Raw genomic sequence first — 15,325 nt, forward strand, 5'->3', positions numbered from 1 at the left:
AGGCCGGTTCCTGGGTCGCCGAAAACGTCTCCGAGGTCAGCGGAGGGTCGTGCGATGCCGGTGCGGCCGTCGTCCTCGCCGGTCCGCGTGGTCGGGGCCGAGGGCCGGGCTGGTGGCGGGGTCGATCAGGCCCGCCCGGTAGAGGCCGTAGGTGACGCGCCGGTGCGCGGCCGTCTCCAGTTCGTCCCGCAGCGGGCCGTCGCGCAGCAGCGCCTCGGGGCCGATGAGGTTCTCGACGACGGCCAGGGCGCCGTCGATGTCACCGTGGTCGAGGCGTTCCCGGACGCCGGTGAGGCAGTCCGGGCGGCGGTGCGCCTCGTCGATGGCCCGCAGGCAGGGGAGCGGAGTGCCGGTCAGCGCGACCAGCAGTTCCTCCCTGTGGATCTCGACCGGGTCGTGGTCCAGCGGGATCAACCCCCCGTCGACCAGGGCGATGCGGTGCTGCGCGCCCCGGCACTCGATGAGGCGCGGCTGCCCGGTCCGAGCTGTGGCCGACGGCTTCTGGGCGGGGGAGAACCCCGGCACCAGTGCCGACGCGACCAGCGGGTGCAGCCGGTCGGGCTCGATGGCACCGGTGCGGAGCAGGTGCAGGTCGGGCGGTACCCAGGTCGCCGCGTCGGGGAGCACCGGCAGGGTGGACACGTCGACTCCGGCCGGTGCTTCCGCGATCCGGACGCGGGGCGCTCCGGCGCCGTCGCGATCCCCGCCGGGCTCCAGGACCATCCGCCGCCCGGAGCCGAGCCGCACCAGGACGGGTCCACGCGGCCGGCCGTCGGCGCGCAGGAGGAGGTCCGCCTCGGGGGCCCAACGGCCGACCGCACAGGGGAGGCGGTGCGGCAGGGGGTGGTCGTCGGGGGCCGGCTGATCGGCCCCGGACCGGACCCGCAGCTCCTGCGCCCTGCGCACATCCCACAGGTGGCGATGCAGGTCGAGACGGAAGCGCCGGTGGGGGTGCGGATGCGGGTGGCCTGCGGTGCCGGGATCGGCAGGGGAGCCGTCCCACACCGCGAGGCTGATCCGTTGTCCGGCGTCCGCCCAGGCGGGCGGGGTGCGGACGACGAGATGCAGGGGGCGTGGGCGACGGCGCCCCCCATCGTGATCCACGGTCTCGTACCGGGCCAGCGCGATGGTCAGGCCCGGCCGGAGCAGCCCGTCGGGGGCGATCCTGGGCATGTGCCAGCGCAGCAGGTCGGGTGCCAGATGGCGGAGGTCGGACCGGAGTCGGGTGGCGACGGCCCGGCCGTGGGAACGGGCCACCGTGCGCAGGCCGAAGTCGACGTCGACGTGCGCGGCGGCGCATGCGCCCGCCCAGTCGCCGACATGACGGCGTGCGGTCGCCGTCTCGATCATGGAGGGCGGCACAGCGAACTCTCGCACGCGCGGCCAGAAGGACCCGGAGGGTGACGGAGGCCCGAGGGGCGGCCATGAAGACCCGAGGGGCGGCCACGAAGGCCTGAGGGGGAGGTGGGAATCCTCGTTCGCGATCTGAGTGAGCATCAGCACTCACCTTGCGCGGACGGGGCCCCCAATCTGCTGTCAGAATGAGTGATCATCGAGACGATCGTAACGCTCGGGCCGCGATCTGTCAGCTGCCTTGTGTCACCTGCCTTGTGTCACCGTCGGGCGCCCTCCGGTGGATGCCCGGGGCACCCTCGGGGTGCTCTCCGGGCATGCTTACACTCATAAGGCAGCCTTATGGGGTCATAAGGATGACCCGCCTACTTACTAAGGCTTGCCTTAGTTTAGGCTTTCCCTCGAGTCACTCCATTCACCGCTCGAAGGGAACCTGAACATGTCTCGCCCTCTGCGGGTAGCCATTGTCGGAGCCGGCCCCGCCGGGATCTACGCCGCCGACGCGCTGCTCAAGTCCGCAGAGGCGGTCGAGCCGGGCGTGTCGATCGACCTCTTCGAGCGGATGCCGGCACCCTTCGGCCTGATCCGTTACGGCGTCGCCCCGGACCACCCGCGGATCAAGGGCATCATCACCGCCCTGCACCAGGTGCTCGACAAGCCTCAGATCCGCCTCTTCGGCAACGTCGACTACCCGCGCGACATCAGCCTGGACGACCTGCGCGCCTTCTACGACGCGGTGATCTTCTCCACGGGCGCGACGGCCGACCGCGAGCTCGGCATACCGGGCATCGACCTCGACGGCTCGTACGGCGCCGCGGACTTCGTGTCCTGGTACGACGGGCACCCGGACGTGCCGCGGACCTGGCCGCTGGAGGCGGAGAAGGTCGCCGTCCTCGGTGTCGGCAACGTCGCGCTCGACGTGGCGCGCATCCTCGCCAAGACCGCGGAGGAGCTGCTGCCGACCGAGATCCCGGCCAACGTCCACGAGGGCCTCAAGGCCAACAAGGCGCTGGAGGTCCACGTCTTCGGGCGCCGTGGCCCCGCGCAGGCCAAGTTCAGCCCGATGGAGCTGCGCGAGCTGGACCACTCGCCGAACATCGAGGTCATCGTCGACCCCGAGGACATCGACTACGACGACGGTTCGATCGCGACCCGGCGCGGCAACAAGCAGGCCGACATGGTCGCCAAGACCCTGGAGAACTGGGCCATCCGCGACGTCGGTGACCGGCCCCACAAGCTGTTCCTGCACTTCTTCGAGTCGCCGGTCGAGATCCTCGGCGAGGACGGCCGGGTCGTCGGCCTGCGCACCGAGCGCACCGCCCTGGACGGCACCGGCAACGTCAAGGGCACCGGCGAGTTCAAGGACTGGGACCTCGGAGCGGTCTACCGCGCGGTGGGCTACCTCTCCGACGAACTGCCCAAGCTGCCCTGGGACGTCGCGTCCGGCACGGTCCCCGACCGGGCGGGCCGTGTGATCGAGGAGAGCGGCGAGCACCTGCAGTCGACGTACGTCACCGGGTGGATCCGGCGCGGCCCCGTCGGCCTCATCGGCCACACCAAGGGCGACGCCAACGAGACGGTCGCGAGCCTGCTCGACGACCGCGCGAACGGCCGCCTGCACACCCCGGCCTCGCCCGAGCCCGAGGCCGTCGACGCGTTCCTCGGCGAGCGCAACGTCCGCTTCACCACGTGGGAGGGCTGGTACCGCCTCGACGCCGCGGAGAAGTCGCTGGGCGAGCCGCAGGGCCGCGAGCGCGTGAAGATCGTCGAGCGCGAGGACATGCTCAGGGCGAGCGAGGCGTAAGTCTGCGACCCCGGGCGGATCGTCGGCCGAGGCGGCATCAGCCACCTCGGCCGACGCGCTGCTGCCCCCTGGCGCGCCCCGCCCGTCCCGGAGCCGGGTGGCGCGACGGCTCGCGGCGCGGTTACGAGGGCGCTGCGACCGGCCCCGAGGCGGTAGCTGTCTCTGACCTCTGCTCCGCGCGCACCCGCGGTCCGTGCCTCGGCGCCCTCGTCTCCGCCACCCCGCGCGTACCCGCGTCCGGCCCCGCACGCTCCCGCGCTCGACGAGCCGTGCCCCGCACACCTCGGCCCAGGTACCCACCTCCCGGTCCCGCGCTCCCTCGCGCCGCTGCCGCTCGCCCCCCCCGGGAGGCGTAGTCCCGAGTCCGCCGCGAGCCCGGAGCGATCACCCCACCTCCCCGCCCCCGCCCGGGAGGGCACCCCGCCCCGCCGAGCTGGCCTGTTTCCCCTCGCCGCAAAGCGAATTGAGGTCGCGGCGCCGTAGCATGACCAGTCGATCGGGGAGCGGGGGGCGGTGCGGGGCAAGGACCCATGGAGCTGGGCGTGGACACGGACATGCACTTCCGCTTGCTCGGGCCGGTCGAGGCGTGGCGTGCGGGCCGGCGCCTCGCTCTCGGCGGGCCCAAGCCGCGGGCGCTGCTCGCCGCGCTGCTCCTGCAGCCGGGGCGGGTGGTCTCCGCGGAGGCGCTGATCGATGTGCTCTGGGGGGAGAGCCCACCGGACACGGCGAGATCCCTGATCCAGTCGTACGTCTCGGCGCTGCGCCGCGCCCTGCCCGCCGACGTCATCGAGACAAGACCGCCGGGCTATCTGATCCACGCGGACGCCGATCTCGTCGACCGCGCCGCGTTCCTGCGGCTCTCCGCGGCGGGCCGGGAGGCGGCGGCCGCGGGGGAGCACGCCACGGCGGCACGGCTGCTGAGCGAGGCCCTCGCGCTGTGGAGCGGGCCCGCCCTCGGAGGAATCGGCGAGACGCTGCGCGCCACGGCCGATCAGCTGGAAGAGGCCCGGCAGGCGGCTCTGGAGGAACGGATCGCCGCCGACCTCGCGCAGACCGGCCGCGAGACGGAGCTGGTCGGCGAGCTCACCGCCCTCGTCGCCACGCACCCGACCCGGGAGCGATTACGCGCCCAACTGATGCTCTGCCTGTACCGGTTGGGGCGGCAGGCCGACGCGCTCGCGGTCTACGCGGAGGGCCGCGACGTACTCGCCGAGGAACTGGGGCTCGACCCGGGGCCGGTCCTCAGGTCGATGCACGAGGCGATCCTGCGGGCGGACGCGGCGCTGCTGCCCACCGCCCCTGAGGACGCGTCGAGGGCCGCGAGCACCCCGGCCCCCGCGGGACCCACCGGCGAGCCGGGCACCACGCACACCCGCAGCACCGCCCCCGCATCCGAAGGCCCCGCCTCCCACGCCTTCGCCCATGACATCGGCCCGACGGCCGTCGACCGCCCGCCACCCGCCCCCGCCCTCCTGCCGCCCGCCATCGGAGACTTCACCGGCCGCGAGGCGCAGCTGCGCGAGGTGCGGGCCGCGCTCACCGGCCCCGGGCCCCGGCAGGCCGTTCCCGTCGTCGTCATCTCCGGACCCGGCGGCATCGGCAAGTCCGTCCTCGGCGTCACGGCCGCGCACCGGGTCGCCGACGCGTACCCCGACGGACAGCTCTACGCCGAACTCCGGGGCGCCACCGATCCCGTGGCGCCCGGCGAGGTGCTCGGCCGGCTGCTGCGCGCCCTGGGGGCCGAACCCCCGGAGGGAGACGCCGAGCGCAGGGACCTCTTCCGCAGCCTCGTCGCGGGGCGTCGCATCCTGCTCGTCCTCGACGACGCGGGCAGCGAGTCGCAGGTGCGGCCGGTACTGCCGGGGAGCGCCACATGCGGAGTGCTGATCACCGCGCGCGCCCGCCTCGGCGCCCTGCCCTGCACGCACCGCACCGATCTCGACGTGTTCGACACGGAGCCGGGCATCGACCTGCTCGCCCGGGTCGCGGGCGAACGGCGCGTGAGCGACGACCCGGGCGCGGCCCGCCGCATCGTCGAGCTGTGCGGCGGCCTGCCCCTGGCCCTGCGCATCGCAGGGGCCCGCCTCGCGACCCGCAGCCACTGGTCGGCGCGCACGCTCGCCGACCGGCTCGCCGACGAGCGCCACCGCCTGGACGAACTGTCCGTCGGCGATCTGGAGATCCGGGCGGGCCTCGGCCTGAGCTACCGCACCCTCGACGCCCCGGCCCGCACCGCCCTGCGCCGCCTCGGCCTGCTCGCCGCGCCCGATGTCGCGTCCTGGGTCGTCGCCGCGCTCCTTGACGCGCCGGAGGCCGAAGCGGAAGACGTCGTGGAGCAGCTCATCGACGCCCAGTTGCTGCACTGCACGCTCGTGGACCGCGCGGGCCAGCCCCGCTACCGTCCGCACGACCTCGTGCGCGTGTACGCGGCCGAACGCGCCGAGGCCGAGGACACCCCCGCCGAACGCTCCGCGGCCGTCGGCAGGGCACTCGGCGCCGGGCTCTGGCTCACCGGCCGCGTCGCGTCCGCCATCCCGTCCGGCGCCGTCGAACTGCACCGGGGGTTCCTGGACTCGGGCGGCCCGGCGGGCACGGACTCCGGCTCCCTGCGCCGCCTGGTGCGGCCGGTCGGCCCCGAGGCCACGCGGCGGGCGCTCGCCGACCCGGCGGCCTGGTTCGAGGCCGAGGCCGACGCGTTCGCCGCCGCCGTGGAGCGGGCCGCGTCCTTCGATCTGCACACCCTGGCCTGTGAGGCCGCGGCTGCCCTGTGCTCGTCCGCGTACGCGGTCGGCAACCGCTTCGAGGCCTGGTGGCGCAGCCACGATGCCGCCCTGGCCGCCGCCCGGCGGGCCGAGGACCGCTCCGGTGAAGCCCTGCTGCTCATCGGGCTCGGCCAACTCCGTTACGAACAGGACCGGTTCGATGAGTCGCAGGAGTACTTCCGGCAGGCGGCCGGCATCTGCGCCGACCTCGGTGACGCCCGGGGCCGGGCCGCCGCCCTCGCCGGACTCGGCAGCGCCCTGCGCGAGGCGGGACGGCTGCGCGCCGCGCTGGACGTGCTGACCCGGGCCGTCGAGGGCTTCCGCGGGCTCGGCGACGATCCGGGACTCGGCCTCTCCTGCCGTTTCGCGGGCACGGTCCACCTCGAACTCGGCGACCGCAAGGCGGCGTTCACTCTCCTCGACGAGTCGCTGCGGGCCTACCGCAGACTCGGCAGCCGGCGCGGCGAGGCCCTCACGTTGCGATCGCTGAGCCTGGTGCACCGGTCGCTCGGCGCCTACGCCGAGGCCGAGCAGCTCGCCGACCGGGCCGTGGCCCTCCTCGCCGCCATCGGGGACCAGCTGATGTCGGCGTACGCGGTACAGGCCCGTGCCAAATGCCGGATGCGGCTGGGGCGTTCGGCCGAAGCGGCCGCCGAGCTGCGGGACGTCCTGGAGACCTGCCGCGCCCACCACGACCGCTTCGGCGAGGCGCTCGCCCTGCGCACGCTCGGTGAATGCGAGCTCGCCGATGGGCGCGTCGCCGCCGCCGAGCGGCGCCTCACCGCCGCGGCCGACCTCTGGGCGGCCCTGGACCTGCCCCTGGCCCGCGCCCGCACCCTGCGCGATCTCGCCGCGGCGCGGGAGGCGGCGGGGGAGCGGGTGCACGCGCGGGCGTTGCGGACGGAGGCACGGGGCGTCTTCGCGGCGTACGAGGCGCGCGAGCTGACCGAGCCCGGCATCTGAACCCCCGGCACCGACAGCCCGCTTGGCGCGGATTTGCAGAGGAATTACAGCGCGGTGCGGCAGTCTCTTCATGTCGGCGGTTCAGCGGCCGGCAGCAACAGCGGATCTAACGGGGGAGAGGCCACTGTTGCTCTCGCGGCCCATACGACCGATCAGTCGGCCGTATGGGCCGTCTGTCGCGTGGCGCCACCGCACAGGCGGGGACTCCGGGGGCGGGCAGCAGCCCGCCCCCGGTGCCGTGCCCGCCATGTCTGCCAGGACGACTTCCGCCTCGAAGGGGCCGAGCATGCCGCCGATCATCCTCATGAACGACCCCCGGGTCCTCGACATCCCCGTCCACGACTGCGGTGAGCCCCTCATCGACCTGCGCCACCTGCCGTTCGTGGACGTCGACGACCGCCTCGCCGACCCGGCCGGTGCCTACGCCCAGCTGCGCGAGGGCGTCGCCTGGCGGCTCGCCCGCGCCGCCCGGCTGCTGCCCGAAGGTCTGCGCCTGCTCATCACCGAGGGGTACCGGCCGATCGACCTGCAGATCAAGTACTTCGAGGAGTACGCGGCCGAACTCAGACGCGCCCACCCCGACTGGACGGGGGCCCATCTCCACCGGCAGGCGAGCCGCTCACTGTCGCCTCCGGAAGTGGCCCCGCACGTGGCGGGCGCCGCAGTCGACGTCACCCTGCGCACCACGACCGGCACCGAACTCGACCTGGGCACACCGGTGAACGCCAGTCCCGAGGACAGCGGCGGCGCCTGTTACACCGACGCCGACGGCATCTCTCCCACGGCCCGCCGCAATCGCCGCACCCTCACGGCCGCCCTGGCCACCGTGGGCCTCGTCAACTACCCCACGGAGTGGTGGCACTGGTCCTACGGCGACCGGTACTGGGCCCTCGCCACGAGCAGCCCCCGGGCCCACTACGGCGCGGTGACCTTCCACGCCTCGCACTGAGCAACTGAGCAACTGAGCACCGGTCAGGGCAGCTGCTTGAGCAGCTCCGCGGCGAGCGGGGCGGAGGAGGCCGGGTTCTGGCCGGTGACGAGGTTGCGGTCGACGACCACGTGCGGCGCCCAGGGCTCCCCCTCCTGGAAGTCGGCGCCGCCCTGCACCAGACGGTCCTGGAGCAGCCACTTGGCGCGGTCGGCAAGGCCCGCCTGGCTCTCCTCGGCGTTGGTGAAACCCGTGAGGCGGTAGCCCGCGAAGGAGGGGATGCCGTCACTGGACACGGCCGCCAGGAGCGCGGCCGGGGCGTGGCAGACGATGCCGAGCGGCTTGCCCGTCTCCAGGGCACGGGTGAGCAGGCTGCCGGACTCCGCGTCGACGGCGAGGTCCTCCATGGGGCCGTGACCGCCGGGGTAGAAGACGGCGGCGTAGTCGTCGAGCCGCACCTCCGCCAGCTTGACCGGGCCCTGGAGCTCGGCGAACGCCGCGAGCGAGGCCTCGACCCTGTCGGCGCCCTCCTGACCGCCGTTGACCTCCGGGGCGAGGGAGCCGCGGTCGACGGTGGGGACGACACCGCCCGGGGTGGCGACGACGACCTCGTGGCCCGCGGCCTTGAACGCCTCGTACGGCGCGGCGGCCTCCTCGGCCCAGAAGCCGGTCGGGTGCCGGGTGCCGTCGGCCAGCGTCCAGTGGTCCGAGCCGGTGACTACGAACAGGATCTTGGACATGCGGTGCTCTTTCGGGGGACGGGCCCGGCGGGGGCCGGGCGACGATCGGGGTGGACACGCGCCGACGTTCTGGCACCCTGGTCTTCCGGCCATCTGATCTTCTGGCCTTCCGGCGTCCCGAGGCCGGACCGTCCGCGCGGTGCTGCCCTCGAAGGTAGACCTATCGGGCATAACTATCCAATGAGGAAACGAGGGGGAGGCATCGGCCATCGCGTGACGCCCGCGGGCGCCCCACTTCAGTCACCCTCGTCCGTCCCCACGGTCCTCCGCGTCACCCAGCGGCTGCTCGCCATCGACGCCGGGCGCGGCGCGCGTGCCGCCGCGCAGGCGATTCCCGGAGCCGTGCGGTGCGTTCCCGAACTCGGTGCGGCGCCCGCGAGCCTGCGTACTCTCGACAGCGAACTGATCGCCGCCCTGGCCGAGTTGTGCGAGGTCATGGGGTGGATCCTGTTCGACGCGGGGTTTCCCCGCCGGGCCCGGCGCGCGAACGGGCGGGCGCTGGCCCTGGCGGATCTCTGCGGCGACCGGTGGACGGGACGCCTCGTTCTGCTCAACCACAGCATGCTGCAGGCCCACGTCGGCCGTCCCCGGGCCGCCCTGGAGACCGCCGCGCGCGCGGCGGGGGCACGGGCGCTCCCGGCCAGGGTCGGCGCGCTCGTCCTGATCCGGCAGGCCCACGCGATCGCCATGCTGGGCGCGGCCTCCGCTTCCGTGCGACGACTCTCCCGGGCCCGCAGCCTCTTCCTGGACGGCGTGTCCGCGAGCGACCCGCCCTGGGCCTGGTGGATCGACGAGACCGAACTCCTGGGGCACCAGGGGTGGGTCCTGGCGCGGCTGCGCCGCTGGGATCGCGCCATCCCTCTGCTGCGGCAGGCCGCCGCCGCGCCCGGCGGGCCGTCCTACCGCGACCTGTTCACCGCGGAGCTGTTCGCGGCGCTCGCGGGCGCCGGTGCCTGGCGGGACGCCGAAGATCTCATCAGGGACGTCGCCCCCCGAGCGGCCGGCATGGGGTCCGTCCGTGCGACGGAGTCGCTGGGGGCCACGGCGGCCTTGCTGCGTCATCGTGCGGACGCGCCGCCCGCGGTGCGCGACGCAGCGGTCCACCTCCTGGAGACGCTCAGCGCCCCGGCGCGCCGGCCCGCAGTCCGTCCATGACGAGGTCCATGAGGCGCCCGGCCCGGTTCTCCCAGTCGCTGTGCGGATCGATCTGCCAGAGCCCGGCGATGGCGAGCAGGAAATCGTCGGGGGTCACGCCCGGCCGGATCGTCCCGGCCTCCTCGTTCGCCCTGAGCAGGAGCGAGATGGCCTCGGTCAGTGGTCCGGGGCCCACCCCGGCCAGGCTGCCGAGCGTGCTGGTGGCCTTGCGTATCGCGTCGGCGAGACCGGCCTTGGCCATGCCGAACCGGACGAGGCGGTCCATCCACTCCCGCAGGGCCCGGTCGGGGGCGCGGCTCGCCAGCAACTGGCAGGCGGCGTCGCAGACATGCTGGACCTCGTAGCGGTACACCTCCAGGACGAGCGACTCGCGGTTGGGGAAGTTGCGGTAGAACGTGCCCTGCCCGACGCCCGCCTTCTTCGCGATCGCGCTGAGCGGCGCGTCGCTCGACCGCGTCAGCTCCGCAAGCGCCACGTCGAGGATCCGTTCCCGGTTGCGCTGTGCGTCCGAGCGCAGGGGGGCGTTCTTGTGCAGGCCCATCCGCTCTCCTTCCGCCGGTGCGCATCGCGGCCTGGTTGTGCCTTGCTGAGCGGACAACTGTCCGCTAAGTTCGACGACTAACGGACATCTGTCCGCTTAGGGTCACCATAGCGGCAACCGCGGCCGCTGGGGACCCCTGCCGCCGGAGCGGCCGTGTGCCCTCCTCCCTGTACAGCGCCACTTCCTCCCGAACTCCCCGCCGGGACCGCCTCGTTCGATGCGATTCGCGAAAGAAGGCTGCTCATGGCTCCATCGACGTCCAGTGCCGTCACCCTGAACATCAACGGTGAGAAGCACACACTGTCCGTCGACCACCGCACCACGCTGCTCGACGCCCTGCGCGAGCGGCTCGATCTGACCGGTACCAAGAAGGGCTGTGACCAAGGCCAGTGCGGGGCCTGCACAGTGCTCATCGACGGCCGTCGCGCCGTCTCCTGTCTGCAGCTCGCCGTCGCGGCCGAGGGGCGTGAGATCACCACGATCGAGGGTGTCGCGGACGGCGACCGGCTGCACCCCGTGCAGCAGGCCTTCCTCGACCTCGACGGCTACCAGTGCGGCTACTGCACGCCGGGCCAGATCTGTTCCGCCCTCGGCGCGCTCCAGGAACACGCCGACGGCTGGCCGAGCGCCGCCACCACCGACGTGCGGCCCGAGGCGGGCGTGCCGGAACTCACCGCCGACGAGATCCGCGAGCGGATGAGCGGCAACCTGTGCCGCTGCGGCGCGTACGTGTCGATCGTGCAGGCCGTCGCGAAGGCGGCGCGCGCCGAGGAGGAAGCGGTATGAGGGACTTCGGCTATCAGCGGGTGTACGACGTGCCGGGCGCGGTCGCCGTGCTCGGCGCGGACCCCGACGCCCGCTACCTCGGCGGCGGGACCAACCTGGTCGACCTGATGAAGACCGGCGTCGAGCGGCCCGCGCTCCTCGTCGACGTACGCGAACTGCCCCTGGACACCATCGAGGTCACCGAGGACGGCGGGCTGCGCATCGGCGCGACCGTCACCAACGGCGACCTCGCCGCCCACCCCGAAGTGCGACGCCGCTACCCGGCGTTGGCGCAGGCGGTCCTCGCGGGCGCCTCCGGCCAGCTGCGCAACATGGCGACGGTGGGCGGGAACCTCCTCCAGCGCACCCGCTGCGGCTACTTCACCGATCTGACCAAGCCCTGCAACAAGCGCGAACCCGGCACCGGCTGTTCCGCCGTCGAGGGCGAGCACCACAACCACGCGATCCTCGGCGCGACCGAGCACTGCGTGGCCGTCCACCCCTCGGACATGGGCGTGGCCCTCGCCGCCTTCGACGCCGTCGTCCACTACGAATCGGCGGTCGGCGCGGGCGAGTTGCCGCTCCCGGAGTTCTACCTGCCCGTGGGCGACACCCCGCATCTGGAGACCGCGCTGCCGTCCGGCGCGCTGATCACCGGCGTGACCCTGCCGCCCACCCCGGTCGCCGCCTTCTCCCGCTACCGCAAGGTGCGCGAGCGCGCCTCCTACGCCTTCGCCATCGGCTCGATCGCCGCGGCCCTGGACGTGCACGACGGCGTCGTACGGGACGTGCGCATCGGAATCGGTGCGGTCGCGTCCCGGCCGTGGCGGGCCCGGACAGCCGAGGCGGCACTGACCGGCGGCCCCGCGAGCGCCGCCGCGTTCGCCGCCGCGGCCGACGCCGAACTGGCGGCCGCCCGCGCCCTGCCCGGCAACGGCTACAAGGTGACGCTCACCCGCAACCTCGTCGTGGCCCTGCTGACCGAACTCACCGAGGAGGCCGCCCGATGACCACGACCACCGCAACCACCGCGGTGACGGGCGCCGTCGGCACCGCGCACACCCGCGTCGAAGGCCTCGACAAGGTCACCGGCGCCGCCCGCTACGCCGGTGAGATCCCCTTCGCCGACCTCGCCCACGGCTGGCTCGTGCCGTCCACGATCGCCCGCGGCCGGATCCGCTCGATCGAGGCGGAGCCCGTACTCGCCATGCCCGGCGTCCTCGCCGTGCTGCACCACGGGAACGCGCCGCGGGTCGACGCGGACTACGTGGGCATGCTGGGGCTGCCCGACCCCGTCGTCGCGGTCTTCCAGCACGACCGGGTGCACTTCGTGGGCTGGCCGGTGGCGCTGGTCGTCGCCGAGACGTCCGAACAGGCCCGGGAGGCCGCCGAGGCGCTGGTGGTCCACTACGACCAGGAGCCGCACGACGTCGCCTTCTTTGCCGACCGCCCGGGCACGTACACGCCGGACGGCGAGGACAACCGTACGGAGAAGGGCGACCTGGACGCCCAACTCGGCGCGTCCGCCCACGTCGTGGACGCCGAGTACACCACGCCCGAGGAGCACCACAGCGCGATGGAGCCGCACGCGGCGACGGCGCGCTGGGACGGCGGACGCCTGGAGGTCGTCGACTCCAACCAGGGCAGCACCTGGGTCGCGGACGAGCTGGCGAAGCTGTTCTCGCTCGACCTGGCCTCGGTGCGGGTGCTGTCCGAGCACGTCGGCGGCGCCTTCGGGTCCAAGGGGCTGCGGGTGCACCAGGTCCTGGCCGTGATGGCGGCGACCGTGCTCGACCGGCCCGTCCGCGTCGTACTGACCCGCCGTCAGCTCTTCTCGCTCGTCGGCTACCGCAGTCCCACCACGCAGCGCGTCCGGCTCGGCGCCGACCCGGACGGCCGGCTCCGTGCCTTCGACCACCAGGGGCAGAGCCTGTCGTCGACCGTGTACGAGTTCGTCGAGTCGAGCGCCGGATACGGCCGCGCGATGTACGCCGCCGACGCGCACCACACCGTCAACCGTCTCGTACGCCTCGACGTGCCGACCCCGACCTATGTGCGTGCCCCGGGCGAGGCGCCCGGCTCCTTCGCGGTGGAGTCCGCGCTCGACGAACTCGCGGAGAAGTGCGGCATGGACCCCATCGCGCTGCGGGTCCGCAACGAACCGGACGTGGGCCCCGTCTCCGGCCTGCCGTTCGCCAGCCGCAATCTGCTGGCGTGCTACGAGGAGGGCGCCCGCAGGTTCGGCTGGGCGGACCGCGATCCGCGTCCGGGGCTGCGCCGCGACGGGCGCTGGCTGCTCGGCACCGGCACGGCCGCTTCCACCTTCCCGGTGCTCGTCGGCCCGAGCACGGCGGGATTGACGGCGGAGGCCGACGGCACCTTCACCGTGCGCATCACCGCGGCGGACGTCGGCACCGGCGCGCGGACCGCGCTCACCCTGATCGCCGCGGACGCCCTCGACGTGGCACCCGACCGCGTGCACGTGCGGATCGCCGACAGCGACTTCGGCCCCGCCATGATCGCGGGCGGCTCCATGGGCACCCGGTCCTGGGGCTGGGCGATCACCCTCGCGGCGCGCGAGCTGCGGGAGAAGCTGGTCCCCGGCGGGCACATTCCGCCGGAGGGCATCACCGTGCGGTCGGACACCAGCGAGGCCATCGGCGCGCTCACGCAGAAGGAACGGCACTCCTTCGGCGCGCAGTTCGCCGAGGTGGCCGTGGACGTGACCAGCGGAGAGGTGCGGGTGCGGCGCATGCTCGGCATCTTCGCCGCCGGCCGGATCGTCAATCCGCTGACCGCGCGCAGCCAGCTGATCGGCGGCATGATCTGGGGCCTGTCGATGGCGCTGCACGAGGAGGCCGTCAGGGACGCGGCGTCCGGCGCCATCGTGACACCCGACCTCGCGGGCTACCACATCGCCACCAACGCCGACGTGCCGCACATCGAGGCGGACTGGGTGGCCGACCCGGACGCCGACGACCCGGTGGGCATCAAGGGCATCGGCGAGATCGGCATCGTGGGCGCCGCGGCGGCGGTCGCCAACGCGGTCTGGCACGCGACGGGCGTCCGCCACCGGGCGCTCCCCATCCGCCCCGACCGCGTACTGCGGCCGACGGCCCGGCCCGGGGACACCACCCGTGCTTGACATCGCCGAGGACCTGAACCGCTGGGTCGAGGAGGGCCGGGACTTCGCCGTCGCCACGGTCGTGAGCGTCGGGGGCAGCGCGCCGCGCGGCCCCGGCGCCGCGCTGGCCGTCGACGGCGAGGGCACCGTCATCGGCTCGGTCTCCGGCGGCTGCGTGGAGGCGGCGGTCTACGACCTGTGCGTCCAGGCCCTCCAGGAGTGCCGAGCCGTCGTCGAGCGGTTCGGCTACAGCGACGAGGACGCCTTCGCCGTCGGGCTGACCTGCGGCGGGGTCATCGAGGTCCTGGTCGCCCCGGTGGCCGCGGACGCACCGGACAGGGCGGTGTTCGCCGCCGCCCTGTCCGCCGCCGCCCGCGGCGGGGCGGCGGCCCTGACCCGGGTGTTCAGAGGCCCGCCCGAACTCCTCGGCAGACCGCTCCTGGTGACCGGGCCGGACGAGCGGCCGGACGGCACGTACGAAGGAACCCTGGGCGGCCACCCCGAGCTGGACCGCACCGCGGTGGGGGAGAGCCGTGCCCTCCTTGCGGCGGGCCGCACCGGCGAGTTCGTCGTCTCCGAGAGCGGAGCGCACTGCGGGAGCGAGGTGACGGTCCTGGTCGAGTCGAGCACGCCACCACCCCGCATGATCGTCTTCGGGGCCGTCGACTTCGCGGCGGCGCTGGTCCGCGCGGGCAAGTTCCTCGGCTACCACGTGACGGTCTGCGACGCCCGGCCCGTCTTCGCCACCCGGGCCCGCTTCCCGGAGGCCGACGACATCGTGGTCGAGTGGCCGCACCGCTACCTCCGGGAGACCGCCACGGACAGCCGCACCGTCCTGTGCGTCCTCACCCACGACGCCAAGTTCGACGTGCCGCTCCTCGCGGCGGCGCTGCGGCTGCCCGTCGCGTTCGTCGGCGCGATGGGTTCGCGCCGCACGCACGAGGACCGCAACCGCCGGCTGCGCGAGGAGGGCGTCACCGAGGACGAACTGTCCCGGCTCCGCTCGCCGATCGGCCTCGACCTCGGGGCCCGCACGCCCGAGGAGACGGCCCTGTCCATCGCGGCGGAGATCGTCGCGACACGGCAGGGCGGCACGGGGCGGCCCCTGACGGGTACACGGATGCCGATCCACCACGACACCCCTGACTCATCGGTGCGGGCCCGAGCGGTGGCCTGACCGCCTGAGAGCC

General features: G+C 73.9%; 11 protein-coding genes. 8 read left to right on the top strand and 3 right to left on the bottom strand.

What is annotated here, in order from left to right:
• Positions 1-36: 36 nt before the first annotated feature.
• Positions 37-1,497, bottom strand: a complete 1,461-nt coding sequence (locus ACFVYL_RS27595) for a hypothetical protein (RefSeq protein WP_389720413.1) — start codon at positions 1,495-1,497, stop codon at positions 37-39.
• A 295-nt stretch (positions 1,498-1,792) separates the two neighbouring features.
• On the opposite strand from ACFVYL_RS27595, the gene ACFVYL_RS27600 reads away from it, so the two are divergent.
• The 3 genes from ACFVYL_RS27600 to ACFVYL_RS27610 all read left to right on the top strand — a co-directional run bounded on the left by ACFVYL_RS27600 (position 1,793) and on the right by ACFVYL_RS27610 (position 7,831).
• On the top strand, positions 1,793-3,157 hold the full coding sequence (locus tag ACFVYL_RS27600) for an FAD-dependent oxidoreductase (RefSeq protein WP_389720415.1): 1,365 nt from the start codon (positions 1,793-1,795) through the stop codon (positions 3,155-3,157).
• A 542-nt stretch (positions 3,158-3,699) separates the two neighbouring features.
• On the top strand, positions 3,700-6,882 hold the full coding sequence (locus ACFVYL_RS27605; RefSeq protein WP_389720417.1) for a BTAD domain-containing putative transcriptional regulator: 3,183 nt from the start codon (positions 3,700-3,702) through the stop codon (positions 6,880-6,882).
• A gap of 286 nt (positions 6,883-7,168) precedes the next feature.
• Positions 7,169-7,831: a M15 family metallopeptidase gene (locus ACFVYL_RS27610; protein ID WP_389720419.1), complete on the top strand. Its 663-nt coding sequence runs from the start codon at positions 7,169-7,171 to the stop codon at positions 7,829-7,831.
• Between the two features lie 23 nt (positions 7,832-7,854).
• Here ACFVYL_RS27610 and ACFVYL_RS27615 read toward each other — a convergent pair whose 3' ends face one another.
• Positions 7,855-8,550, bottom strand: coding sequence for a type 1 glutamine amidotransferase domain-containing protein (locus ACFVYL_RS27615; protein WP_389720422.1), 696 nt, complete (start codon positions 8,548-8,550; stop codon positions 7,855-7,857).
• Positions 8,551-8,730: 180 nt separating this feature from the next.
• Between ACFVYL_RS27615 and ACFVYL_RS27620 the strand changes: the two genes are divergently transcribed.
• Positions 8,731-9,705 carry a DNA-binding protein gene (locus ACFVYL_RS27620; RefSeq protein WP_389720424.1) on the top strand — a complete coding sequence of 325 codons (975 nt, stop codon included), beginning with the start codon at positions 8,731-8,733 and terminating at the stop codon, positions 9,703-9,705.
• On the opposite strand, the gene ACFVYL_RS27625 is transcribed toward ACFVYL_RS27620, so the two are convergent.
• Positions 9,668-10,246, bottom strand: a complete 579-nt coding sequence (locus ACFVYL_RS27625) for a TetR/AcrR family transcriptional regulator (RefSeq protein WP_389720427.1) — start codon at positions 10,244-10,246, stop codon at positions 9,668-9,670. The two genes, ACFVYL_RS27620 and ACFVYL_RS27625, sit on opposite strands and share 38 nt — an antisense overlap.
• 243 nt (positions 10,247-10,489) lie before the next feature.
• Between ACFVYL_RS27625 and ACFVYL_RS27630 the strand changes: the two genes are divergently transcribed.
• Genes ACFVYL_RS27630 through ACFVYL_RS27645 form a run of 4 tightly spaced genes read left to right on the top strand, consistent with a single transcriptional unit; the run spans position 10,490 to position 15,312 of the window.
• Complete coding sequence (locus ACFVYL_RS27630; RefSeq protein ID WP_389720430.1) at positions 10,490-11,032, top strand: 2Fe-2S iron-sulfur cluster-binding protein; 543 nt, start codon at positions 10,490-10,492, stop codon at positions 11,030-11,032.
• Positions 11,029-12,021 carry an FAD binding domain-containing protein gene (locus ACFVYL_RS27635; RefSeq protein WP_389720433.1) on the top strand — a complete coding sequence of 331 codons (993 nt, stop codon included), beginning with the start codon at positions 11,029-11,031 and terminating at the stop codon, positions 12,019-12,021. Before ACFVYL_RS27630 ends, ACFVYL_RS27635 begins: the two co-directional genes overlap by 4 nt.
• Complete coding sequence (locus ACFVYL_RS27640) at positions 12,018-14,156, top strand: xanthine dehydrogenase family protein molybdopterin-binding subunit (protein ID WP_389720435.1); 2,139 nt, start codon at positions 12,018-12,020, stop codon at positions 14,154-14,156. Before ACFVYL_RS27635 ends, ACFVYL_RS27640 begins: the two co-directional genes overlap by 4 nt.
• A complete protein-coding gene (locus ACFVYL_RS27645) occupies positions 14,149-15,312 on the top strand; it encodes an XdhC family protein (protein WP_389720438.1) in 1,164 nt (387 codons plus the stop codon). The genes ACFVYL_RS27640 and ACFVYL_RS27645 overlap by 8 nt, the downstream gene beginning before the upstream one ends.
• The last annotated feature ends 13 nt before the right edge of the window (positions 15,313-15,325 follow it).

This window comes from Streptomyces sp. NPDC058308 (assembly GCF_042880275.1).
In the GTDB taxonomy this organism is placed as follows: Bacteria; Actinomycetota; Actinomycetes; order Streptomycetales; family Streptomycetaceae; genus Streptomyces.